Origin of the sequence: Nitratireductor sp. OM-1 (genome assembly GCF_003296175.1) — a bacterium.
Lineage (GTDB): Bacteria > Pseudomonadota > Alphaproteobacteria > Rhizobiales > Rhizobiaceae > Nitratireductor > Nitratireductor aquimarinus.
Genome location: NZ_CP029208.1, coordinates 1,542,838 through 1,563,533 on the forward strand (window position 1 = coordinate 1,542,838; position 20,696 = coordinate 1,563,533).

Annotated in this window: 20 protein-coding genes and 1 riboswitch; of the genes, 14 read left to right on the forward strand and 6 right to left on the reverse strand. The window is 61.0% G+C overall.

Annotated elements, in window-relative coordinates; genetic code table 11:
- Positions 1-35: 35 nt before the first annotated feature.
- From DEJ54_RS07350 to DEJ54_RS07365, 4 genes are all read left to right on the forward strand, one after another.
- Positions 36-1,370 carry an ActS/PrrB/RegB family redox-sensitive histidine kinase gene (locus DEJ54_RS07350; RefSeq protein WP_113153998.1) on the forward strand — a complete coding sequence of 445 codons (1,335 nt, stop codon included), beginning with the start codon at positions 36-38 and terminating at the stop codon, positions 1,368-1,370.
- A 53-nt stretch (positions 1,371-1,423) separates the two neighbouring features.
- The gene (locus DEJ54_RS07355) at positions 1,424-1,990 is read left to right on the forward strand and encodes an ActR/PrrA/RegA family redox response regulator transcription factor (RefSeq protein ID WP_113153999.1); all 567 of its coding nucleotides are present in this window, start codon (positions 1,424-1,426) and stop codon (positions 1,988-1,990) included.
- Positions 1,991-2,177: 187 nt separating this feature from the next.
- On the forward strand, positions 2,178-2,825 hold the full coding sequence (locus tag DEJ54_RS07360) for a helix-turn-helix transcriptional regulator (RefSeq protein ID WP_113154000.1): 648 nt from the start codon (positions 2,178-2,180) through the stop codon (positions 2,823-2,825).
- Complete coding sequence (locus DEJ54_RS07365) at positions 2,825-3,445, forward strand: thermonuclease family protein (protein ID WP_245447725.1); 621 nt, start codon at positions 2,825-2,827, stop codon at positions 3,443-3,445. The genes DEJ54_RS07360 and DEJ54_RS07365 overlap by 1 nt, the downstream gene beginning before the upstream one ends.
- Positions 3,446-3,523: 78 nt before the next feature.
- Here DEJ54_RS07365 and DEJ54_RS07370 read toward each other — a convergent pair whose 3' ends face one another.
- Complete coding sequence (locus DEJ54_RS07370; protein WP_113156143.1) at positions 3,524-5,182, reverse strand: lysine--tRNA ligase; 1,659 nt, start codon at positions 5,180-5,182, stop codon at positions 3,524-3,526.
- Between the two features lie 146 nt (positions 5,183-5,328).
- On the opposite strand from DEJ54_RS07370, the gene DEJ54_RS07375 reads away from it, so the two are divergent.
- Together DEJ54_RS07375 and DEJ54_RS07380 are read left to right on the forward strand one after the other, a co-directional pair.
- Positions 5,329-5,742, forward strand: coding sequence for a tellurite resistance TerB family protein (locus DEJ54_RS07375; protein ID WP_113154002.1), 414 nt, complete (start codon positions 5,329-5,331; stop codon positions 5,740-5,742).
- Positions 5,743-5,804: 62 nt separating this feature from the next.
- Positions 5,805-6,626 carry a sterol desaturase family protein gene (locus DEJ54_RS07380; RefSeq protein ID WP_113154003.1) on the forward strand — a complete coding sequence of 274 codons (822 nt, stop codon included), beginning with the start codon at positions 5,805-5,807 and terminating at the stop codon, positions 6,624-6,626.
- Positions 6,627-6,631: 5 nt separating this feature from the next.
- Here DEJ54_RS07380 and DEJ54_RS07385 read toward each other — a convergent pair whose 3' ends face one another.
- Positions 6,632-7,480, reverse strand: a complete 849-nt coding sequence (locus tag DEJ54_RS07385) for a transporter substrate-binding domain-containing protein (protein WP_245447727.1) — start codon at positions 7,478-7,480, stop codon at positions 6,632-6,634.
- A gap of 163 nt (positions 7,481-7,643) precedes the next feature.
- Here DEJ54_RS07385 and DEJ54_RS23690 point away from each other — a divergent pair, with 163 nt between their 5' ends.
- Complete coding sequence (locus DEJ54_RS23690) at positions 7,644-8,534, forward strand: autoinducer binding domain-containing protein (RefSeq protein ID WP_113154005.1); 891 nt, start codon at positions 7,644-7,646, stop codon at positions 8,532-8,534.
- Positions 8,535-8,865: 331 nt separating this feature from the next.
- Entirely contained in the window at positions 8,866-10,746 is a 1,881-nt protein-coding gene (locus DEJ54_RS07395; RefSeq protein ID WP_113154006.1) for a glycosyltransferase, read from the forward strand.
- A 127-nt stretch (positions 10,747-10,873) separates the two neighbouring features.
- Here DEJ54_RS07395 and ppk2 read toward each other — a convergent pair whose 3' ends face one another.
- Positions 10,874-11,773 (reverse strand): polyphosphate kinase 2, encoded by a 900-nt coding sequence (ppk2, locus tag DEJ54_RS07400; RefSeq protein ID WP_113154007.1) that lies wholly within the window; start codon positions 11,771-11,773, stop codon positions 10,874-10,876.
- A gap of 143 nt (positions 11,774-11,916) precedes the next feature.
- On the opposite strand from ppk2, the gene DEJ54_RS07405 reads away from it, so the two are divergent.
- A complete protein-coding gene (locus tag DEJ54_RS07405) occupies positions 11,917-13,107 on the forward strand; it encodes an ATP-binding protein (protein WP_113156144.1) in 1,191 nt (396 codons plus the stop codon).
- 126 nt (positions 13,108-13,233) lie between these two features.
- Positions 13,234-13,950 carry a phosphate signaling complex protein PhoU gene (gene phoU, locus DEJ54_RS07410; RefSeq protein WP_113156145.1) on the forward strand — a complete coding sequence of 239 codons (717 nt, stop codon included), beginning with the start codon at positions 13,234-13,236 and terminating at the stop codon, positions 13,948-13,950.
- 161 nt (positions 13,951-14,111) lie between these two features.
- Here phoU and DEJ54_RS07415 read toward each other — a convergent pair whose 3' ends face one another.
- Positions 14,112-14,633 (reverse strand): GcrA family cell cycle regulator, encoded by a 522-nt coding sequence (locus tag DEJ54_RS07415; protein ID WP_113154008.1) that lies wholly within the window; start codon positions 14,631-14,633, stop codon positions 14,112-14,114.
- Between the two features lie 373 nt (positions 14,634-15,006).
- On the opposite strand from DEJ54_RS07415, the gene DEJ54_RS07420 reads away from it, so the two are divergent.
- The 3 genes from DEJ54_RS07420 to DEJ54_RS07430 are packed head-to-tail and all read left to right on the forward strand — an operon-like array spanning position 15,007 to position 18,120.
- Positions 15,007-16,200 carry an aspartate aminotransferase family protein gene (locus DEJ54_RS07420; RefSeq protein ID WP_113154009.1) on the forward strand — a complete coding sequence of 398 codons (1,194 nt, stop codon included), beginning with the start codon at positions 15,007-15,009 and terminating at the stop codon, positions 16,198-16,200.
- Between the two features lie 19 nt (positions 16,201-16,219).
- Entirely contained in the window at positions 16,220-17,137 is a 918-nt protein-coding gene (gene argF, locus DEJ54_RS07425) for an ornithine carbamoyltransferase (protein WP_113154010.1), read from the forward strand.
- The gene (locus DEJ54_RS07430) at positions 17,119-18,120 is read left to right on the forward strand and encodes an Hsp33 family molecular chaperone (protein WP_113156146.1); all 1,002 of its coding nucleotides are present in this window, start codon (positions 17,119-17,121) and stop codon (positions 18,118-18,120) included. Before argF ends, DEJ54_RS07430 begins: the two co-directional genes overlap by 19 nt.
- On the opposite strand, the gene apaG is transcribed toward DEJ54_RS07430, so the two are convergent.
- A complete protein-coding gene (apaG, locus tag DEJ54_RS07435; RefSeq protein WP_113154011.1) occupies positions 18,113-18,505 on the reverse strand; it encodes a Co2+/Mg2+ efflux protein ApaG in 393 nt (130 codons plus the stop codon). The genes DEJ54_RS07430 and apaG overlap by 8 nt on opposite strands.
- Before the next feature lie 231 nt (positions 18,506-18,736).
- Here apaG and DEJ54_RS07440 point away from each other — a divergent pair, with 231 nt between their 5' ends.
- Positions 18,737-19,342 (forward strand): CDP-alcohol phosphatidyltransferase family protein, encoded by a 606-nt coding sequence (locus DEJ54_RS07440; RefSeq protein WP_113154012.1) that lies wholly within the window; start codon positions 18,737-18,739, stop codon positions 19,340-19,342.
- Positions 19,343-19,368: 26 nt separating this feature from the next.
- Here DEJ54_RS07440 and DEJ54_RS07445 read toward each other — a convergent pair whose 3' ends face one another.
- Complete coding sequence (locus tag DEJ54_RS07445) at positions 19,369-20,559, reverse strand: O-succinylhomoserine sulfhydrylase (protein ID WP_113156147.1); 1,191 nt, start codon at positions 20,557-20,559, stop codon at positions 19,369-19,371.
- A gap of 50 nt (positions 20,560-20,609) precedes the next feature.
- Positions 20,610-20,687, reverse strand: a riboswitch (SAM riboswitch).
- Positions 20,688-20,696 lie beyond the last annotated feature (9 nt).

Sequence of the window (20,696 nt, forward strand, 5' to 3'; positions counted from 1 at the left end):
TTGGAGTGCGGGCGGACTTCCCCCATAACGCCGCCATGCTTGAGGATATCAGGGCACACGATCCGAGCCACGGCCTGCGGCTCAACACGCTCATCAAGCTGCGCTGGCTGGCGATCATCGGTCAGAGCGCGGCGGTGATCGTTGTCGCCTTCGGGCTCGACTTCCCGCTGCCGGTGGGCATGTGCTTTGCGCTGATCGCGGCATCCGCCTGGCTCAACGTGCATCTGGCGCTCAGATATTCAGTGGCGCACCGGCTTGCACCGCTGCCCGCTCTCGGCATTCTTACATTCGATGCGTTTCAGCTTGCGGGCCTGCTCTACATGACGGGCGGTCTCACCAACCCGTTCTCGCTTTTGATGACGGTGCCGGTGGTGATCTCGGCCACATCGCTGCCGTTGCGCTGGACTGCGCTTCTTGGCTTTCTGGTGGTGGCGCTGACAACGGCGCTCGCCGTGTTCCATCGCCCGCTTCCCTGGTTCCCGGGGACGGAGCTGGTGATGCCCCTGATCTACATCATCGGCGTGTGGATCGCCGTGGTGTCGAGCATCGCGTTTACCGGTGTTTATGCCTACCGGGTGGCGAAGGAGGCGCGGCTTCTGGCCAATGCGCTCGCCGCCACCGAACTCGTGCTGCAGCGCGAACAGCATATTTCGGCGCTCGATGGTCTGGCTGCTGCCGCCGCGCATGAACTCGGCACCCCGCTTGCCACCATTGCGCTGGTGGCGCGCGAGATGGAGCGTGCGCTTGGCAATGACGACCGCTTCAGCGAAGATGTGACGCTCCTGCGCACCCAGAGCGAGCGCTGCCGCGAGATCCTGCGCCAGCTCACCAGCCTGTCATCGGAGGGCGAGGCGCATATGGCGCGGCAGCCCTTCACCTCGCTGATCGAGGAAACGGCGGCCCCGCATCGCGATTTCGGCATCGATATCCGTCTGGAGCCCGGCGTGACCGACGGGCCGGAGCCCGTGGGGCGGCGCAATCCGGGCGTGATCTACGGGCTTGGCAATCTGGTCGAGAACGCGGTCGACTTCGCGAAAGAGAGCGTGACGATCCGCTGGCACTGGGATTCCTACAAGGTCGGCCTTCTGGTGATCGATGACGGACACGGCTTCCCGGCTGAAATCCTTGACCGGATCGGCGAACCCTATATGTCCAAGCGCGCGCCGGGCTCCAGCAGCGGCGGCGGGCTCGGGCTTGGTCTGTTCATCGCCAAGACACTGCTCGAGCGCTCGGGCGCACAGATTCGTTTTGGTAACCTCGCTGAAAGCGGAAAAGGCGCTTATGCCGAGGTTATCTGGCCCAGAGCCGTATTTGTTGCTCCGGATAACAATCTGGAAATGGGCGAAAATAGTCCTAAATTGGAAAGCTGACAGATTTAGGCTAGAAAGATTCTAGGAAGAGTAACGTGCTGAACGTGTTGGATATGACAAGCGACACCGTGGAAGACCCGGACGCCGCTCTGGGCGAAGACCGCTCCCTTCTCATCGTTGACGATGACAAACCCTTTCTGACGCGTCTGGCGCGGGCGATGGAAAGCCGTGGTTTCACGGTGGAAACGGCCGAGAGCGTGGAAGAAGCCGTTGCGCGCGCAAGGGCCACGCCGCCGGCTTTCGCCGTGGTCGACATGCGCCTTGCCGATGGCAATGGCCTCGACGTGGTGGCCACCATCCGCGAAAAGCGCAAGGATGCGCGGACGGTCATTCTGACCGGTTATGGCAACATCGCCACGGCCGTGACGGCGGTGAAACTTGGCGCTGTCGATTATCTGGCAAAGCCTGCCGATGCCGACGACATCTACGCCGCCCTGACGCGGCAGTCGGGCGAAAAGGTTGCGCCGCCGGAAAATCCGATGTCCGCCGACCGCGTGCGCTGGGAGCATATCCAGCGGGTTTATGAGATGTGCGACCGCAACGTTTCGGAAACGGCGCGGCGTTTGAACATGCATCGCCGCACACTGCAGCGTATTCTGGCCAAGCGCGCTCCGCGCTGACCGTGACGTGATGCCCCCTGCATGGTGCAGGGAAGCCCGCAATGTCACTTGATAGTAAGTCGGCTTAATTTGCGGGTGTGGCGCGTCTGGCGGCAAGCATGGGTTTGTGGACAAGCCCTGCCGCCGGCGCTAAAAGCAAAAGACAGGTATATTTTCCTGTCTCTTTGATACCGGAAGGATGTGTCGCGTGCTTTCGCACGACAAGGTCTGGGCAGCCATAGACGCGCTGGCGGCGCGTCACTCGCTTTCCGCCTCCGGTCTGGCCCGGAAGGCAGGCCTGGATTCGACTGCCTTCAACAAGTCGAAGCGCCTTTCAGCCGATGGACGCCCGCGCTGGCCGTCAACCGAATCCCTGTCGAAGATCATGCTTGCCACGGGCACGACGCTGTCGGAGTTCTTTGCGCTTCTGCAGCGTGACGCTAGGCCCACCGAACCTTATGGAAATCCACCGTCCAGCGTGCCTCTGATCGGCTTTGCGCAGGCGGGCGCCGGCGGTTTCTTCGACGATGCCGGGTTCCCGCTCGGCGAGGGCTGGGAGCAGGTGGATTTGCCGGGCGCGGCGCGCGAAGGCGCGTATGCGCTTCAGGTGCAGGGTGAATCCATGATGCCGCTCTATCGTGACGGCGACACGCTGATCGTCGATCCCACGGCCCGCTTACGGCGTGGCGATCGTGTGGTGGTCAAGACGGCGGGCGGCGAGGTCATGGCCAAGGTTCTGCTGCGGCAGACCAGCGAGCAGGTCGAACTGCTTTCGCTGAACCCCGAACATCCCAATCGTGTGATCGAGAAAACGCAGATGGAATGGATGGCGCGTATTGTGTGGGCGAGCCAGTAATGAAGAGGGCAGGCGTTCTTTCACTGGCGCTTCTTTCTGGCGCTGCTGCACTTCTGACGCCCGGTTCCGCGCAGGCGCAGGAGCGTCGGCAGCCGCGTGTCATCGCGCCGGAGCTTGTCGCGCCGCCGCCGATCGATTCCACCGGGCTTGAACGGGCGCAGCCCCGGTCACCGCTCAGTGAACTGGCGGGCCCCGCTCCCGAGCCCAAGCCGCAGGACACGCTCTATTATCGGCCTGTCGCCATTGCGGCGGGCATGTTCGAATCCGAAGGGCGCACCATCACGATTGCCGGCATCCGCGTCATCGGCGCGGACCAGTCCTGTGATGCGAGCAGTGGCGGCGCATGGCTTTGCGGCAAGCGGGCGCGGACGGCGTTTCGTTACTGGCTTCGCGGGCGCGCGCTGGAGTGCCATGCGGAAGGCGGGGCGGCGAATGAGGCTGCTTCCGATAATGAGAGCGATGCGCCGATGCGCTGTTCGCTCGCCGGTTACGATGTGGGCAGCTGGCTGGTGGAAAATGGCTGGGCGCTCGCAAGCCCAGATGGCCCTTACGCCGAAGAGGCGAAGGCGGCCCGCAATGCCGGCAAGGGCATATTCAGCGGCGGGCCTTCCGGTTCGTAATCCGAGATATTGAAGGGACTGGCCTCTTCCCGCTCAAGAAGCGCGACTCAGGGAGCGCGAAAAGGCCAGATCCGTTTGTCAGGCCGACAGCTCGTCGTTGAGCGCGGCAGTGATGAGGCCGCGCGTTTCGGCGATGCCGTAAAGCGCTGCGAAGGAACCGAAGCGGGGGCCGCGTTCCTGGCCCAGAAGCACCTGATAGAGCATCTGGAAGAAGGCGACCGAGACACCCGGCCCGCCATTCGGGCTCTTGCGCTTGTGGTCCTGATATCGCTCGATGCCGCGCGCCACATCCAGAATGGCGTTCTGGATGGCTTCGCCATCGGCGTCGGCCGGCAGTGCGCCAAGGGCTTCGTTGATGCCGGCAAGCGCCTCGCGCTCGACCTCGTCGGGCGCGCGGAACGCCTTGGACGGCTTCACGAAATCCTCGAAGTAACGCAGCGCATAGCCGGTGAGACGGTCCAGCTCGGGATGCGTCTGCGGCGTGACGCCGGGCGCATAGCGCGAGATGAAGCCCCACAGAACGTCGGTGTTCTGCGCGTTTGAGGCGCTGACCAGATTGAGCAGCAGCGCAAACGGCACCGGCAGTTCGATTTCCGGCGGTGTGCCGTCATGGATGTGCCAGACCGGGTTGCCCAGACGGTTCTTCCAGTCCTGACGGTCATAGGCCGACAGGAAGGTGTAATACTCGTCCACCGCGCGCGGGATCACGTCGAAATAGAGCTTCTTGGCCGCTTTCGGCTTCTGGAACATGTAAAGCGAGAGGCTCTCGGTCGGGGCATAGGCGAGCCACTCGTCGATGGTCAGGCCATTGCCCTTGGACTTGGAGATCTTCTGGCCGTTCTCGTCCAGGAACAGTTCGTAGTTGAAGCCTTCCGGCGGCTTCTTGCCAAGTGCTGCGCAGATCTGCGCTGCCAGCTTGACGCTGTCGATCAGATCCTTGCCGGACATTTCGTAATCGACGTCCAGCGCGGCCCAGCGCATGGCCCAGTCGGGCTTCCACTGCAGCTTGCAGTGGCCGCCGGTCACGGGCGTCTCAAACAATTCGCCGCTTTCGGGATCGCGCCAGACAATGCTGCCTGCGTCGAGCTTGCGCTCTTCCAGAGCGACCTGCATCACCACGCCCGTCTTCGGGTGGATGGGCAGGAAGGGCGAATAGGTCTGCGCGCGCTCCTCGCGCAGCGATGGCAGCATGATGTCCATCACCGCATCGTAGCGCTCGAGCATGGTGAGCAGCATTTCGTCGAAGCGGCCGGCGGCGTAGTACTCGGTCGAAGAAGCGAACTCGTAGTCGAAGCCGAACCGGTCGAGGAACGCGCGAAGCCGGGCGTTGTTGGCCGCGCCGAAGGATGGGTATTCGTTGGAGAACGGGTCCGGCACCTTTGTCAGCGGCTTGCCCAGATGCGTGCGCAGCATCTCCTTGTTGGGCACATTGTCCGGCACCTTGCGCAGGCCGTCCATGTCATCGGAGAAGCACAGGATCTTGGTCTTGATCCTGTCTTCGGTGAGCACGCGGAAGGCATGGCGCACCATGGAGGTGCGGGCCACTTCGCCGAAAGTGCCGATATGCGGCAGGCCCGAGGGGCCGTAGCCCGTCTCGAAGAGCACGGTTTCGGGGAAGCCGCCTTCGTAGCGTTTGACGATTTTGCGCGCCTCTTCGAAGGGCCACGCCTTGCTGTCGGCTGCGGCCTCAATCACTTCGGGCGTCAATTCAAGCGCGTCCTGGCTTGCCGTCGTCATGTCGCTTTCCAGAATTTCGTTTCGATCAAGGGCCAAGCCTGTAAGGCGGCTCAGCCGGTGCGTCAATCGAAGCGACGATTTTTCATTGCGGCATGACGCCCGGCTACCTACTTTCAGGCTCCCTTATTGTGATAGCGGAGAACAAGATGGCGCAGCCGTCCGCCCACGAAGCCCTGATTTACCTGATGGTCGTCATGTCGGCCGCCGACCGCGACATGACCGATGCGGAACTTGCCATTATCGGCGACACGATCCGCTCCTGGCCGGTTTTTCAGGAGTTCGACGACAACCGGATTATCGAGGTGGCGCGGCAGTGCCAGCAGATCCTTCAGGAAGATGACGGGCTTGAGCGTATTCTGAACGCCGTGCGCGACACCGTGCCTGCCAGGCTGCACGACACCGCCTATGCGCTGGCTGTCGAGGTTGTCGCAGCAGACCGGCATGTGGAACCGGAAGAAAAGCGCCTGCTGCACATCGTGCGCAGCAGGCTGCATCTGGAGCCGCTGGTCGCCGCCGCCATCGAGCGCACGGCGCAGGCGCGCAAGCGGGCGCTCGGCTGACACATATGGCCGTTCAAGCGCATGTGACTGGCGTTTGAACGGCGCTACGGAATAATGGCGGCATGACTTCTTTTCTCTTCTCCGAAGCGGCCATCCGCCTCTTCGCCTTTGTCGGCATCTTTTCGATCATGGCGCTTTACGAGTTGTGGTCGCCGCGGCTCGAGCGACCCGAAATGGTCGGCGCGCTGAAATCGCGCCGATGGTTTGCCAATCTTTCAATGGTGCTGATCTCGTCCGCGATGATGCGGGTGGTGTTTCCCGCCGCCGCCGTGGGGGCCGCCATGTGGGTCGAGGCGGAGGGCTGGGGGCTTTTCCATGCCCTTGGCGTCCATCCGCTTCTTGCCGGCGTCATCTCATTCATCATTCTGGATTTCGCGGTGTGGCTGGAGCATGTGGCGAGCCACAAGATCCCGCTTCTGTGGCGTATCCACCGCATGCACCACGCCGACAATGGCTTCGACGTGACCACGGGGCTGCGCTTCCATCCGCTGGAGATTGTCGTCTCCATGCTCTGGAAAGCGGCGATCGTGGTGCTGCTGGGCGCGCCGGTTCTGGCAGTCCTCCTGTTTGAGATCGTGCTCAACGGCACGGCCATGTTCAACCATTCCAATGTGAAAATCCCGCTCGGGCTCGACCGGATCCTGCGTCTTGTGCTGGTGACGCCGGACATGCACCGCGTGCATCACTCGACCATAAGGCGGGAGACGGATTCCAATTACGGGTTCAATTTTCCGTTCTGGGATCGCCTTTTCGGCACCTATATCGCGCAGCCGAAGCGCGGGCATGACGACATCGAAATCGGCCTGTCGGACTATCGCGGCAGTTTCACGGCGCAGCTCGTGTGGATGCTGGTGCTGCCGTTCCGCAGCCTTCGCCGACGTTAGGTCGCCTAATAGAAGTCGACCGGGAAGTATCGCAGATAGGTGTGGGTGAAGCCGCCGGTCGCATTCATGCTCTGCAATGCGAAGTCGATGGCTTCGACGAGTTGCGGCATGTCCTTCGGAACCGCCACGGCAAGCCCCTGACCGAGATATTCGGGTGCGAAATAGGCGCCTCCGGAAAAGACGCAGCAGTCCTGCGCATCCCTGCTCGCCAGCCAGTAGCCCAGCTTCACCCCGTCGCCGAATATGCCATCGATCCTCCCGGATTTCAGATCTTCGTGGAGCCAGTCGTTTCGCGTGTAGACGACGCTTTGCACCTCCGTGAAAAGGTTGCGCAGTAGCAGTTCGTGGGCGGTTTCATCCATGACGCCGATGCGCTTGCCCTTCAGCGCTTCATGGAGCGGTTCGGCCAGAGGGGCCGAGCGAAGCGTCACAAGCCTTGCCGGAAAACGCAGATAGGGGCGCGAGAAAAGATAGCGCTCGCGGTTCTCCTCGGTGATCGCCAGTCCGGCGATGACGGCTTCGGCACGACTGTTTTCAATCGCCGGACCGATTTCATTCCATGGCAGCGCCTGTATCTGGCATCGTTCCGAGATGCCGAGCACGCCGCATATCTGTCGAACGAGATCGATGTGAACGCCACTGATCCGGTTTTCCTCGTCCAGATAATTGAACGGATAAAAATCGACCGTTGTGAGAAAACGCAGTCTGGAAAGCGATGAAATATCCGGTTTTGACAGCTGCTGCTTTGGATCCGTGAAGGCTGGTGGCGTCGCTTCTTCTGCCGGTGCAGGTATTGATGCAAGCGTCAAAATGATTGCAAGGATTGCCTTGTTGCGGTGCAGCATTTTTCTCATAGAATAGTAGCCGACGAATTATGTTTTGTTGCTTCTACTGATTTTTTTTGTCTATGGAACAATTCCATTGTTATTACCGATAGGCTTTATTGTTTAAGACAAAGGCGAATTGTCCGCATTCTGGGGGTGAGTCGCGAGGAATGTGGGGCAGGGACAGGCATGTATGGGTGATTTCCGGGAAACGCGGGTTTTTGTTGACGCTATCCAGAAGGCGCAGACACCGGCAGCGATTTGCAACGTCCTGATCGCTTTTACGCAGCGTTTCGGGCTGCATACGGTGTGTGCGGGGACGCTGCCGCCCAGAGGAGCCGCACCCGGAGACCAGGTTGGGCACCTCGTTCTGAGCAGCTGGCCCCAGGAATGGATCGACCGATATGTCTCGCGCGGATACATTTTTCATGACCCGATCGTAAAACATGTCCGCGAAAGCGGAAATGCCGTTTTGTGGCGCGATATCCTGAATGATGTCGAGGAAACCCGTCAGACATCGAAAATGATGAGCGAGGCCAAGGGGTTCAAGCTGGTTGACGGCATTGCGATGTCTTTTCCTACCCTCGAAGGCAGCCAGATCATCATGTCTTTCGGAGGGGAAGAGGCCGAGCTTTCCAAGAAGGATCTCGGTGTCGTCTCTTTCGCGGCAACCTGTGCCGTTGCCCATGCGCTCGGATTGCGCGGCGCGGATCGATATGGCGACCTGGACATGCTTGAAAAGGAATGCCTTCAGCTCGCCGCCCGTGGTCGCTCTCATTGTGAAATCTCCGAGCGGTTGTGCATCGATCATGACGAGGTCACGCATCACATCGAGCAGGCCAAGAGAAAGCTTGGTCCCGGTCACACGCTTTATCGCCTTGGGGAAGCGCCGCGCCTGACGCCGAGAGAGAAAGAGTGTCTTGAATGGGCGGCTTTCGGAAAATCCGAATGGGAGGTTTCGCAGATTCTCGGGATCTCCGAGCATACAGCGGAAAAGCATCTCCTGAATGCAAAGACGAAACTGGGCGCTGCCAATCGTGTGCATGCGGTTGCCGAGGCCATTCGCTGTGGCGTCTTCGATTAAGGCGTGTTTTTTATATAATTCTATTTCTGGTTGACGATGATGGGTGATTTATCCAAACTGAAAGGCGGGGAAATCGAATTGATAGATTAATCATTCAATGGTGAGGTGAATGGATCGTTCGATTGTTGGGAGCGTATTCGTATCGTTGCTGTGTTTTAAATTTTGGTCTTTCTGGCCTGGATTTCCTAGAAGACGAAGTTTCACGTTTACCGAGAGCAACGCGTTCACATTGAATTAGGTGGTTGTCATGGACCATCTGATGAATATGTCAAAGACAGGCTGGGCCTCTGGCCGTTCATCTGGTTCAGATCGGTCTGGTGGAACAGGCGAAATGCCTGTTGTGACAACGCCGTCACCAGCATCTGACTGGCTGCCCATTCTCAAAACACTTTCGATCACCGAGGCGGAAGCGCAGCGCATTGAAGCGCGGGCGAACCTTGCCGGCGTTTCGTTTCAAACGGAACTGCTTGCTTCCGGCCTGGTGCCCGAGCAGGCGCTTTTTCGGGCGCTGGCCGACAATCTGGGATTGTCCTTTCTGCGCAACCCCGATGCCGATGCGCTTGTCATGCGTGGGTGGCAGGGGCTGGCGGCTCTGGCGCGTCGCGGTGGCGCGCGGGTCAGCCTTTCTGTTGATGCGCGTGGGCAGTCCATCGTCCTGATCGCACCTGACCAACTCAACATTCCCGCATTGCGTTCTTTTGTGGAGCGGTATCCGCGGGCGTCGAAGCGCATTCGCGTGGTTCAGCCCAGCGCATTGCGGGATGCGATCACCAGGCGCTCGCAGGGCACGCTGATGCGGGTCGCCACGGAGAGGCTATTCACGGAAGCCCCGGAGATGTCGGCACGCATCGTGGTGAATGCCTGGCAGGGGGCGGCACTGGGTGCTGGGGTGGTGTCGCTGCTCTTTGCCGCCGTTTTTGCGCCTTCCGCCACGCTGCTGGTTCTGCATGGCGCGTTTTCGCTGGCGTTCCTTTCCTGCGTGTTGCTTCGGGTGGTTGTCGGTCTTGGCTTGCGACGCTCCCCGGGTCCGCGCTTCAGTACGATCAGGCCAGCAGAAATGCCGGTCTATTCGGTTCTGGTGGCGCTTTACAAGGAAGCCGAGATCGTTCCCGATCTTCTGATGTCGCTTGGCAAGATCGTGTGGCCGCGCGCCAAGCTGGAAATCAAGTTGGTCTGCGAAGCGGATGACCATGAAACGCTTGCAGCGCTTCGCGCGCAGGAGCTGCGTCCCTATATCGAAGTGATTGAAGTGCCTTCGGGCGGGCCGCGCACAAAGCCCAAGGCGCTTTCCTATGCCCTGCCGATGACCTCCGGCGCGTTTGTGGCGCTCTATGATGCTGAAGATCGGCCGCATCCGTTTCAGCTGGTGGAAGCCTGGAATGCTTTCAAGGTCGCTGACCAGAAGCTGGCCTGTGTGCAGGCGCCGCTGACCATATCCAATAGCCGGGAGAGCTGGATTTCTGCGATGTTCGCGCTGGAATATGCGGCGCTGTTTCGGGCGGTTCTGCCATGGCTGGCGCGGCGCGGTCTGATGCTTCCGCTGGGTGGAACTTCCAACCATTTTCGCCGTGCGGCACTGGAAGCGACAGGCGGCTGGGATCCCTACAATGTTACCGAGGACGCCGATCTCGGCGCTCGTCTGAGCCGTTTCGGCTATCGTGCCAGTGTCATCTGGAGCCCGACGCAGGAAGATGCGCCTACGGATGTGCGCACTTGGCTACCGCAGCGCACACGCTGGTTCAAGGGGTGGGCGCAAACATGGCTCGTCCATATGCGTAATCCGCACCTGACAGCAAGGGAGCTTGGGCTGGGTTCGTTCGGGATCATGCAGGTTCTGTTTGCGGGAATGGTTCTTTCGGCGCTGGCCTATGGCTTTTTCTTCCTGACCGCATTCGGCGTCATCGTCTATTTGATGCTGGGCGGGGAGTTTCAGACCTTCCAGCAGTCACTGCTTTACATTGACCTGGTGAACGTGGTTCTCGGGCACGCAGCTTTCCTGCTGCTCGGGTGGCTAACGTTGCAGAAAACCGAGCGCCCCGCTTTCTGGAAGCGGGTCGCATGGACCCCGGCCTATTGGTGTCTGATGTCGGTGGCTGCGTGGCGCTGCATCTGGCAGCTCTACTGGAAGCCCCATCACTGGGAGAAGACGCCGCACAGGCGGCACAGCCGCGGCCCTTTGTCTGCCGCGAAGGTTCAGGAACGGCAGGTGTGATCCGGTGGGCCAGTTCGCGGAAGCCCGGATGTGGCAGTGATTCAGTGGATGGGGTTGGTCGGCAGTGAAAAGCCATGCGTATCGGGCGTTTTCGCCCGACACGACCGTGCTTGAGTGTAACCGAGCGTTAATCCAGGAAGCCGGGGCCTGCGCCGATGATCAGCTGGTCTTCGGGGCCGATGGCGTCGAGATCGCGCCCGTCATAGGCGATGGCGAGCAATATGCGCCGAATGACCGCCAACCGTGCCCGGCGCTTGTCGTTTGCGCGTACCACCGTCCAGGGCGCGTGGGCGCTGTGGGTGCGTTCCAGCATGGTGTCGCGGGCGCGGGAGTACGCGTCCCACTTTTGAATGCCGGCCACGTCCATGGGAGAGAATTTCCAGTATTTGAGCGCGCTGTGACGACGGTCATGAAAGCGCTCAAGCTGTGTTTCCTGGCCGATGTTCAGCCAGAATTTAAAGAAATGGATGCCGTCATTGACGATGGCCCGCTCGAAGTCGGGCGCTTCGTTCAGGAACTGCTCATGCTGCTCGGGCGTGCAGAAGCCCATCACCGGTTCGACGCCGCCGCGATTGTACCAGGAGCGGTCGAAGGTCACCAATTCGCCGCTCGTCGGGAAATGGGTGACGTAACGCTGGAAATACCACTGCCCGCGCTCCGTCTCGGTGGGCTTGGGCAGCGCGACATTGCGGGCATTGCGCGGATTGAGATAGGTGCGAATGCGCGCAATCGTACCGCCCTTGCCGGCAGCGTCTCGCCCTTCGAAGAGCGCCATCACCCGCGCGCCGCTTTTCTGCATCCATGCCTGCAGCTTTACCAGTTCGATCTGCAGCGTTTCGAGCTGCTTTTCGTAGTCGTCACGGTCCATTTTTTCGTCATATGGAAAACCGCCGGCTGTGAGTTCCCGCTCCTTGACCCAGTCAGGAAGGTCCGGTTCGTCAATGTCGAAAGTCCTTTCCTCGCCTGCAATCGTGAGCTTGAAAGGTTTGATTTTTTCGCGGGCAGGGTTTTCCAAAGGCTTGTTCATAAAACCGATCCTGAATCATGAGAGTGTCAATGCTATTTGCAGCTTGATACAAGGTCCAGCGGTGAAGACGGAATGACAATTCTTCTTCATAACAAGAGACCCTGAAGCGGGCGTGCCTGACGATCGCGGGAATGGACTTCGTAATGAGTGCGAATGAGAACAATGGGCAGGAAAATCAGGACGGCGTTGAGCGCGGTCTTGTTGCTCGTATCGGATCGGCCCTGAAAGCCGCTGGCGCCCTTTTTGCGGGCGCACGCAGCAATGGCAAGGCCGAGAAACCGCGCCCGAAGAAGGGCGACATCAATTCATTGCCTGCCGTCTATCTGGCGGCGGCGGTGCTTGACCCGCTGTACATCTTCGACAGCAATGGCGGCATACTCTATGCCAATGAGGCGGCTGATCTTGCGTTCGGCCCTGTGTCGAAGAGCGTGTCGCTGCGCCTGAAATTCCGTGCGCCTGAAATGCATGAGCTGGTCGCCAAGGTGATCTCGGGTGCGGAGGAGTCCGTCGCGATCAATTATGCGGAGCGGGTGCCCGTCGAGCGCGCCTACCGGGTGGTGGCGAGCCGCATTGGCAATGATACTGGCCTTTATGTCCTGCTCTTCAAGGATCAGAGCGAAGCGCGCCGGATCGACCGGATGCGGGCGGACTTCATCGCCAATGCCAGCCATGAGCTGCGCACGCCGCTGGCCTCCGTTGCGGGCTTCATTGAAACGCTGCGCGGCCCGGCCCGCGATGACCCGGCGGCGCGGGAAAAGTTCCTGCAGATCATGCAGAACCAGACGCAGCGCATGGCGCGGCTCATCGATGATCTCCTGTCGCTGTCACGGCTGGAGATGAAGCCCTATCAGAAGCCGAGCACGCAACTCGATGTGGTGGAGCTCGTGAAGGGCGTGATGGAGTCCATGCGTCACATTGCCGGCGAGAATGATGTCGAGTTTGTTTCGGAGCTCGGTGTCAAACCGATGCTGATCGCAGGGCATTCCGATGAGCTTGTTCAGGTTTTCGAGAACCTGATCGAAAACGCCTGCAAATATGGCAGTGACGGTGAGCGTGTTATCGTATCGGCCGAACAGGCAAGCCCGATGGATGAGGTGCGGATCACGGTGCGCGACTTCGGTCCCGGCATTCCCGAAGAGCACATCCCGCGCATCACCGAGCGCTTCTATCGCGTGGATATCGAAACGAGCCGGATCCAGAAGGGGACGGGCCTCGGCCTTTCCATCGTGAAGCACATTCTGACGCGGCACGATGCGCGGCTTTCCGTGAAATCGGCGCCGGGAGAGGGCTCTTCGTTCACCGTTCATTTCCCGCCCGTGCCGCCGGCAGGGTAAGGCAGAACAGTCCGGGCGCAGATTGCGTCACCACTTTCATTTTACCGCCATCACAATAACTTAGTAGGGATGGCAGGCAACGAGGCCGACCGGGCTGAGAAGGCCGGGCTGAGAAGGATTGAAACCATGCAGACACAGCACACGATGCGGTCATTCGACGATGAGTTGAACTATCTGTCGGACCAGATTGCAGCCATGGGTGGCTATGCTGAGCGCATGGTGGCGGAATCCGTCGCTGCGCTCGTGCAGTCGGATGCCGCACTGGGCCGCAAGGTGGTCGAGGATGATCTGTTCCTTGATGAGAAGGAGCGGGAGATCGGTGAACGCGCCGTTATCATCATCGGCAAGCGCCAGCCGGTCGCCGACGATTTGCGCGAGATCGTGGGCGCCATTCGTATTTCATCGGATCTGGAGCGCATCGGCGATCTCGGCAAGAACATCGCAAAGCGCGTTGTTGCGGTGACCGAGGGCAGTCAGCCGATCCGTCTTTTCCGCGGGCTGGAGGCGCTGGCGAGCCTGGCGCTGACCCAGCTCAAGGAAGTGCTCGATGTCTATGCCTCCCGTTCCGTGGAGCGCATCGGTTTCGTGCGCGACCGGGATGAGGAAATCGACGCCATGTACACGTCGCTCTTTCGGGAGCTGCTCACCTACATGATGGAAGACCCGCGCAACATCACGGCCTGCACCCATCTTCTGTTCTGCGCCAAGAACATCGAACGCATCGGCGACCATGCGACCAATATCGCGGAAACGGTGCATCACATCGTGACGGGCCGGCAGTTACCGCTCGAGCGTCCAAAGGAAGATCAGAGCCACCGGGTTGTCGCTGCGCCCGAAAACTAGCCACGAGAGCGGGCAAGCAAGCCGGTAGTCGTTGATTGAGGCGAGGGCGAGGGGCTTCTCGCGCCCTCGGCCCGTGCGGTGCTTCAGATTTCACTCAGGCAAAGAAAAACCCGGCTGCGCATGATGCGAGCCGGGTAGTGCAGAGGAGAAGTCTTTCGCGATCAGCGCGCCCGGCGCCGCTCCGAAGCGGGCTGGTAGGCGATGCGCGAATGGTAGGCGCAGTAGGGGCCGCTCTCGCCGGCTTCGTTGCCGCAGAAGCTGAACTCTTCCGACAGCGGGTCGCCGTTCGGCCATTTGCACGTCGTTTCGGTGAGCTGTACCAGCTCCAGCTTGCGCGAGATCGGCACAACCACGTCCGAAACCGGACGGATATAGGTCTGGGCCACCGGCTCCTGATCGAACTGCGCCTGAAGCGCGGTTGCGCCGATGGACACCGTGGTTGGCCGCGTGGCGCGGGGACGACGCGTGGTGGTCGTCGTCGTGGTCGGCGCTGCGGTGGCTGCCTTCTTCTGGCGCGTGCGCGGGCTCGTTGCGCGACCGCGGCTGGAGAGTTTGAGGCGGTGCACCTTGCCGATCACGGCATTGCGGCTGACGCCGCCAAGCTGGGCTGCGATCTGGCTTGCGCTCAGTCCTTCCGCCCAAAGTTTCTTTAAGGTTTCGACTCTTTCGTCAGTCCAGTTCATCGGGACACGCTCCTGTCCAGCGTGCGGAATCCGAATCCAGTCTCGCTCAGCCAAAGCCGAGGGAGCACCATATAATCATGGTAGAAGTGGTCCGCCGCACAAAATGTAGTCTTTTTGCTTGACCAGAAACTACCTTATCGTCTGACTCCGTGACAAGAGTCCTTACCGTAAGCTGATTCGCTTTTTAGGGTTTTCCCCAATTTGCTGGTTTTCGGTGTCACCTCGCTGTCGTGCCGCGTGCGTTGACACTTATGCGGAAACAACCGATAAATCCCGTAGTGCCGCCCTTGGGGCGGCATTTTGATTTCACCCTTCTGCACGCGCGTCCGCGCGAGGCAGGAACCAATTCTCAGGCTCAGCGGAGACCGTGTGGATGCGTGAATCTGCGCTTTATGGAACTTATGCCCGTCAACCCCTCGCATTCGAGCGCGGCGAGGGCTGCTGGATCGAAACGGCTGATGGCGAGCGTTATCTCGATTTCGCTGCCGGCATTGCCGTCAATTCACTGGGGCATGCGCACCCGCACCTCGTAGAGGCGCTGACGGAACAGGCCGGCAAGCTCTGGCATGTCTCCAATGTCTATGAAATTCCCGGTCAGGCCCGTCTGGGCGAGCGCCTTGCAGAGAGCAGCTTTGCCGAGAAGGTGTTCTTCACCAATTCGGGCGCAGAGGCGCTGGAATGCGCGATCAAGACGGCGCGACGCTATCACCATGTGAACGGCCAGCCCGAGCGTATCCGCATCATCACGTTCGAGGGCGCGTTCCACGGTCGCACGCTCGCTACCATCGCTGCCGGCGGACAGGCGAAGTATCTTGAAGGTTTCGGCCCCAAGGTCGAAGGTTTCGATCAGGTGCCGTTCGGGGACGAGGAAGCGCTCTTAAAGGCGATCGGCCCGGAAACGGCGGCTATCCTTGTGGAGCCGATCCAGGGTGAGGGCGGTGTGCGCCCGGTTCCCAATGCATTCATGCGTCGTCTGCGCGAGCTTTGCGACCGGCACGGTCTGCTGCTCATCCTTGATGAGGTGCAGAGCGGCGTCGGGCGCACGGGCAAGCTGTTTGCCCATGAGTGGGCCGAGATCACGCCGGATCTGATGGCGGTTGCCAAGGGCATTGGCGGCGGTTTCCCGCTCGGCGCATGCCTTGCCACGGCCGAGGCTGCCAAGGGCATGACGCCCGGCACCCATGGCACGACGTTTGGTGGCAATCCGCTCGCCATGGCGGTCGGCAATGCTGTGCTCGATGTGGTGCTGGAGGACGGTTTCCTCGAAAACATCGCCGCGCGCGGCCTCCAGCTCAAGCAGGGGCTTGCCGCCGTTGCCGACGCGTTCCCCGATGTGATCGAGGGTATTCGCGGTGAAGGTCTGATGATCGGCATCAAATGCAAGGTGCAGAACCTGCGCCTTCTGGAAGCCCTGCGCGACCAGAAGATGCTGGTGGTGCCGGCTGGCGACAATGTGCTGCGTCTGTTGCCGCCATTGATCGTGACCGAAGACGAAATTCGCGAGGCGGTGAAGCGCATTCACGATGCCGCTGCCGCGGTGAACGCGACCGAAAAAGCCGATGCTTGATAAAACCAGGGAGACGGGCATGGCCAGCGGTCTTCGCCACTTCATTGATCTTTCGACCGTGGACGCGCAGGACCTGCGTTTCATGCTGGACGATGCGCGTGCGCGCAAGGAGCGCCTGAAAGCCGGCGAGCGCGAGAAGCCGCTCGAGGGCAAGGCGCTTGCCATGATCTTCGACAAGCCGTCGACGCGCACCCGCGTGTCGTTCGATGTCGGCATGCGTCAGCTGGGTGGCGAGACCATCATGCTGACCGGTGCGGAGATGCAGCTTGGCCGCTCGGAAACCATCGCCGACACGGCGAAGGTTCTGTCGCGCTATGTCGATGCGATCATGATCCGCACCACGGCGCATGAGCGCCTGCTGGAACTGGCGGAAAATGCGACGGTCCCGGTTATCAACGCCCTGACCGATGATACGCATCCCTGTCAGATCATGGCCGATATCCTCACCTTCGAGGAGCATCGCGGCCCGGTGAAGGACAAGCTGTTCGCCTGGACCGGCGACGGCAACAATGTTCTGCACTCGCTCATCGAGGCATCGGCGCGCATGGATTTCCGTCTCAACATCGCGGTGCCGAAGGGCAGCGAGCCGGACGCGAAATATGTCGAGTGGGCGCGCGCCAATGGTGGCCGCATCACCTTCACCAAGACCGCAGAAGAAGCGGTGGCGGACGCCGACTGTGTCGTCACGGACACCTGGGTTTCGATGGGCCAGGAGCATCGCGCGCGCGGCGGGAACGTGTTCATGCCCTACCAGGTGAACGAAGCGCTGATGAAACACGCCAGGTCCGACGCGCTGTTCATGCACTGCCTGCCGGCGCATCGCGGCGAAGAAGTGACCGACGAGGTTATTGACGGCCCGCATTCAGTGGTGTTTGACGAGGCTGAAAACCGTCTTCACGCACAGAAAGCAGTCCTTGCATGGTGTTTAACCCGGTGACGAGCGAAGCGAGAAAATTGGGCGAGTTCGGCTTCGCCGGCGACGATCATGTCGTGCCCTTCGATGTGGAGCCTCTGGATGTGCGCGGCCGCGCGGTCCAGCTCGGGCCGATGCTCGACCAGATTCTCGCCCGTCACACCTATCCCGAACCGGTGGCGCGGCTGCTTGCCGAAGTGATCGTGCTCACGGTGCTTCTGGGCAGCTCTCTCAAATTCGAGGGCAAGTTCATCGTGCAGACCCGTTCCGACGGGCCGGTGGACATGCTGGTTGCCGATTTCGCAACGCCGAGCTCGGTGCGCGCCTATGCGCGGTTCGATGAGGACCGTCTGGCGGAAGCCGTGGAAGCGGGCAAGGATTCGCCTGAAGATCTGCTCGGTGCCGGCGTTCTGGCTCTGACGGTGGATCAGGGTTCGGACATGCAGCGCTATCAGGGCATCGTCCAGCTCGACGGCACCAATCTCGAAGACGTGGCGAAGACCTATTTCCGCCAGTCCGAACAGATCCCGACCGAGGTGCGGCTTGGCGTGGCCAAGATGGTTCTGCCGGGCGCCGATGGCGGCCAGGAACACTGGCGCGCGGGTGGCGTTCTCCTGCAGTTCCTGCCGGCTTCGCATGAGCGCATGCGTGGCGCGGATCTGCACGGCGGTGACGGCGACGAGAACCATGACGGCTCGACGCATCCCGAAGACGATGCCTGGCAGGAAGCGCGCATGCTGCTTTCCACGGCCGAGATGACCGAGCTGGTCGATCCCACCGTGGGGTCGGAGCGGCTTCTCTATCGCCTGTTCCACGAGCATGGCGTGCGTGTCTATGAAGGCACGAACGTGCTGGACGACTGCTCCTGCTCGCGCGACAAGATCAAGGCGGTTCTGGACGGTTTTACGCCGGAAGAGCTGGCTGAGAGCACGGATGAAGGCTCCATCCGTGTGACCTGCGAGTTCTGCTCGACGGAATACGTGTTCGACCCCGCCGACTTCAGTTGATCCGGGCGGCCGCGCCCGGCAGGTCGAGCGAAAAGGCCGGGATGTCCACATCGAAGAATGCACCATGCGGACCGCGCATGGTGTAGCGTCCGACCATGATGCCCGAGGGTGCCGTAAGCGGGCACCCGGAGGTGTAGGTGTAGCTGTCGCCGGGTTGCAGCACCGGCTGTTCGCCGACCACGCCCTCGCCACGCACTTCCTGCACCCGTCCCGTTTCATCGGTGATGTGCCAGTAGCGCGAAACCACCTGAACGGTTTCGGGCGAATGGTTGGTGATGGTGATCCGATAGGCCCAGACGAAATGACGGCTTTCCGGGTCCGACTGGGACGACAGATAGCTGGGCTCGGCGCACACTTCGATGGATTGGGTGACGGTTCGATACATTGGGGCAAGCTCTTGCTGGACGCGCCACGCGAGCATCGCGTTGCGCGTCTTCATGAAAGACCGCGACTATAGCAGAAATTACGGCAGAGCTCATGGCGTCTTCGCTCAGGAAGGCCCCGTAATGCTCCCCCATGACGCTCCCCATAACGTTCCCATGACGCCATTGTGAGCGGCATGAGAGCAGGAAAGACGCTAATCATGGGCCGTTCAGCAGGGAAACAGTGGTGAAACATGCTTGACGGTTGGGCGCACCGAAAGATCGATCCCGGATTGTCGGCCATGGCGACGCAGCTCGCGGCGGCGGGAGTGCGCGCGAACGCCATCACTTATGCAGGTCTGGTTCTGGGGCTGGCCGCAGCGGCGGCCATCGCATTCGGTGCGTACTGGGCCGGACTGGCGCTTATTCTCGCCAGCCGTCTGTGCGACGGGCTGGATGGCGCTGTGGCGCGCATCAACGGCAAGACAGATTTCGGCGGCTATCTCGACATTGTGCTCGATTTCGCCTTCTACGGCGCGGTGCCGCTTGGCTTCATGATTGCCGATCCGGAGGCCAACGCCATTGCCGGCGGGGTGCTGCTTCTGGCGTTCTACGTCAACGGGGCGAGCTTTCTCGCCTATGCGGTGATGGCCGAAAAACACCGTCTCAAGAGCAGGGCGCGGGGCGAGAAATCGCTGTTCTTCACCACAGGGCTGGCCGAGGCCAGCGAGACGCTGGCCGTGTTCGTGGCCATGTGCCTTTTCCCGCAATGGTTCGCGATCTTTGCCTACGCCTTTGCTCTCATCACGCTCTACACGACCGTGTCGCGCATCGTGCTGGCGGCAGGCCGGTTCGGCTGAACCGGCCCGGAGCGCGGGGCTGAGGTTTAGACCGCGTCCAGCGCGCGCTCGACATCGGCGATAAGGTCGTCGCCGTCTTCAAGGCCCACCGAAATGCGCAGCGTGCCGTCGCCAATGCCAAGCTCGGCGCGCGCCTCGTCCGACAGGTTCTTGTGGGTCGTCGTGGCGGGATGCGTGATGAGGCTCTTGGCGTCGCCCAGATTGTTGGAAATCTGGAAGATTTTCAGCGCATTCTCAAACGCAAAGGCTTCCTTCTTGCCGCCCTTCAGTTCGACGCAGAGAAGCGTCGAGCCACCCTTCATCTGTTTGGCGATGATGTCGGCCTGCGGGTGGTCCTTGCGGCCGGGATAGATGACGCGCGCGATCTTCGGATGCCCGGCGAGCAGATCCGCGATGCGGCCGGCGCTTTCGGTCTGCTGGCGCACGCGCAGCGGCAGTGTCTCCAGCCCCTTGAGCAGCGTCCATGCGTTGAACGGCGAGAGGCTCGGCCCGGTGTGACGGAAGAAATCCTGCAGGTGCTCGTCCACCCACTCCCGGTCCGAAAGCACGACGCCGCCAAGGCAGCGGCCCTGACCGTCAATATGCTTGGTGGCGGAGTAGACGACCACGTGTGCGCCAAGCTCCAGCGGCTTTTGCAGGAGCGGCGTGGCGAACACGTTGTCGACCACCAGTCGCCCGCCGATTTCGTTGGCAAGTGCGGCGACACCGGCGATGTCGGCCACTTCCAGCGTCGGGTTGGTCGGGCTTTCGAGGAAGAACAGCCTGGTGTTGGGCCGCACGGCGGCTTTCCAGTTCTCAAGCTTTGCGCCATCGATCAGCGTGGTTTCGATGCCGTAGCGCGGCATCAGCGTCTCGACCACCCAGCGACAGGAGCCGAACAGCGCGCGGCCGGCGACCACGTGATCGCCCGCCTTGAGCGAACAGAGAAGGGCGGCGGTGACGGCAGCCATGCCGGATGACATGGCGCGGGCTTCTTCTGCACCCTCCAGCGCACACATGCGGCGCTCGAACATGTCCACGGTGGGGTTTGCATAGCGCGAGTAAACGAAACCGGGCTCTTCGCCCTTGAAACGCGCCTCGGCGGCTTCCGCGCTGTCATAAACGAAGCCCTGAGTCAGATAGAGCGCTTCTGAGGTCTCGCCGAAATGCGAGCGGGTGACCCCGCCATGCACGAGGGTTGTCTGTGGTTTCCAGTTGTCTTCGAAATGATCGGTCATCGCTTCTTTACCCAACAAAAAAACCGGCCGCGAAAAGTCGCATGCCGGTTCGTCCATCGAGCGCGGCCTTTTAGCGACTTCTTTAACGTGGCTGCAAGCCGACCGGCCAAATCACCACGGGATAAAGGTCCATTAGA

Coding starts and splice junctions, on each gene's coding strand:
- DEJ54_RS07370 (WP_113156143.1), bottom strand. CDS start 5,182: ATGACGACGGCAAGCCAGGACGCGCTTGAATTGACGCCCGAAGTGATT.
- apaG (WP_113154011.1), bottom strand. CDS start 18,505: ATGTATCGAACCGTCACCCAATCCATCGAAGTGTGCGCCGAGCCCAGC.
- DEJ54_RS07355 (WP_113153999.1), top strand. CDS start 1,424: ATGACAAGCGACACCGTGGAAGACCCGGACGCCGCTCTGGGCGAAGAC.
- phoU (WP_113156145.1), top strand. CDS start 13,234: ATGCAGACACAGCACACGATGCGGTCATTCGACGATGAGTTGAACTAT.
- DEJ54_RS07365 (WP_245447725.1), top strand. CDS start 2,825: ATGAAGAGGGCAGGCGTTCTTTCACTGGCGCTTCTTTCTGGCGCTGCT.
- argF (WP_113154010.1), top strand. CDS start 16,220: ATGGCCAGCGGTCTTCGCCACTTCATTGATCTTTCGACCGTGGACGCG.
- DEJ54_RS07440 (WP_113154012.1), top strand. CDS start 18,737: ATGCTTGACGGTTGGGCGCACCGAAAGATCGATCCCGGATTGTCGGCC.
- DEJ54_RS07385 (WP_245447727.1), bottom strand. CDS start 7,480: ATGAGAAAAATGCTGCACCGCAACAAGGCAATCCTTGCAATCATTTTG.
- DEJ54_RS07405 (WP_113156144.1), top strand. CDS start 11,917: ATGAGTGCGAATGAGAACAATGGGCAGGAAAATCAGGACGGCGTTGAG.
- DEJ54_RS07420 (WP_113154009.1), top strand. CDS start 15,007: ATGCGTGAATCTGCGCTTTATGGAACTTATGCCCGTCAACCCCTCGCA.
- DEJ54_RS07430 (WP_113156146.1), top strand. CDS start 17,119: ATGGTGTTTAACCCGGTGACGAGCGAAGCGAGAAAATTGGGCGAGTTC.
- DEJ54_RS07395 (WP_113154006.1), top strand. CDS start 8,866: ATGCCTGTTGTGACAACGCCGTCACCAGCATCTGACTGGCTGCCCATT.
- ppk2 (WP_113154007.1), bottom strand. CDS start 11,773: ATGAACAAGCCTTTGGAAAACCCTGCCCGCGAAAAAATCAAACCTTTC.
- DEJ54_RS07445 (WP_113156147.1), bottom strand. CDS start 20,559: ATGACCGATCATTTCGAAGACAACTGGAAACCACAGACAACCCTCGTG.
- DEJ54_RS23690 (WP_113154005.1), top strand. CDS start 7,644: ATGGGTGATTTCCGGGAAACGCGGGTTTTTGTTGACGCTATCCAGAAG.
- DEJ54_RS07375 (WP_113154002.1), top strand. CDS start 5,329: ATGGCGCAGCCGTCCGCCCACGAAGCCCTGATTTACCTGATGGTCGTC.
- DEJ54_RS07415 (WP_113154008.1), bottom strand. CDS start 14,633: ATGAACTGGACTGACGAAAGAGTCGAAACCTTAAAGAAACTTTGGGCG.
- DEJ54_RS07350 (WP_113153998.1), top strand. CDS start 36: ATGCTTGAGGATATCAGGGCACACGATCCGAGCCACGGCCTGCGGCTC.
- DEJ54_RS07380 (WP_113154003.1), top strand. CDS start 5,805: ATGACTTCTTTTCTCTTCTCCGAAGCGGCCATCCGCCTCTTCGCCTTT.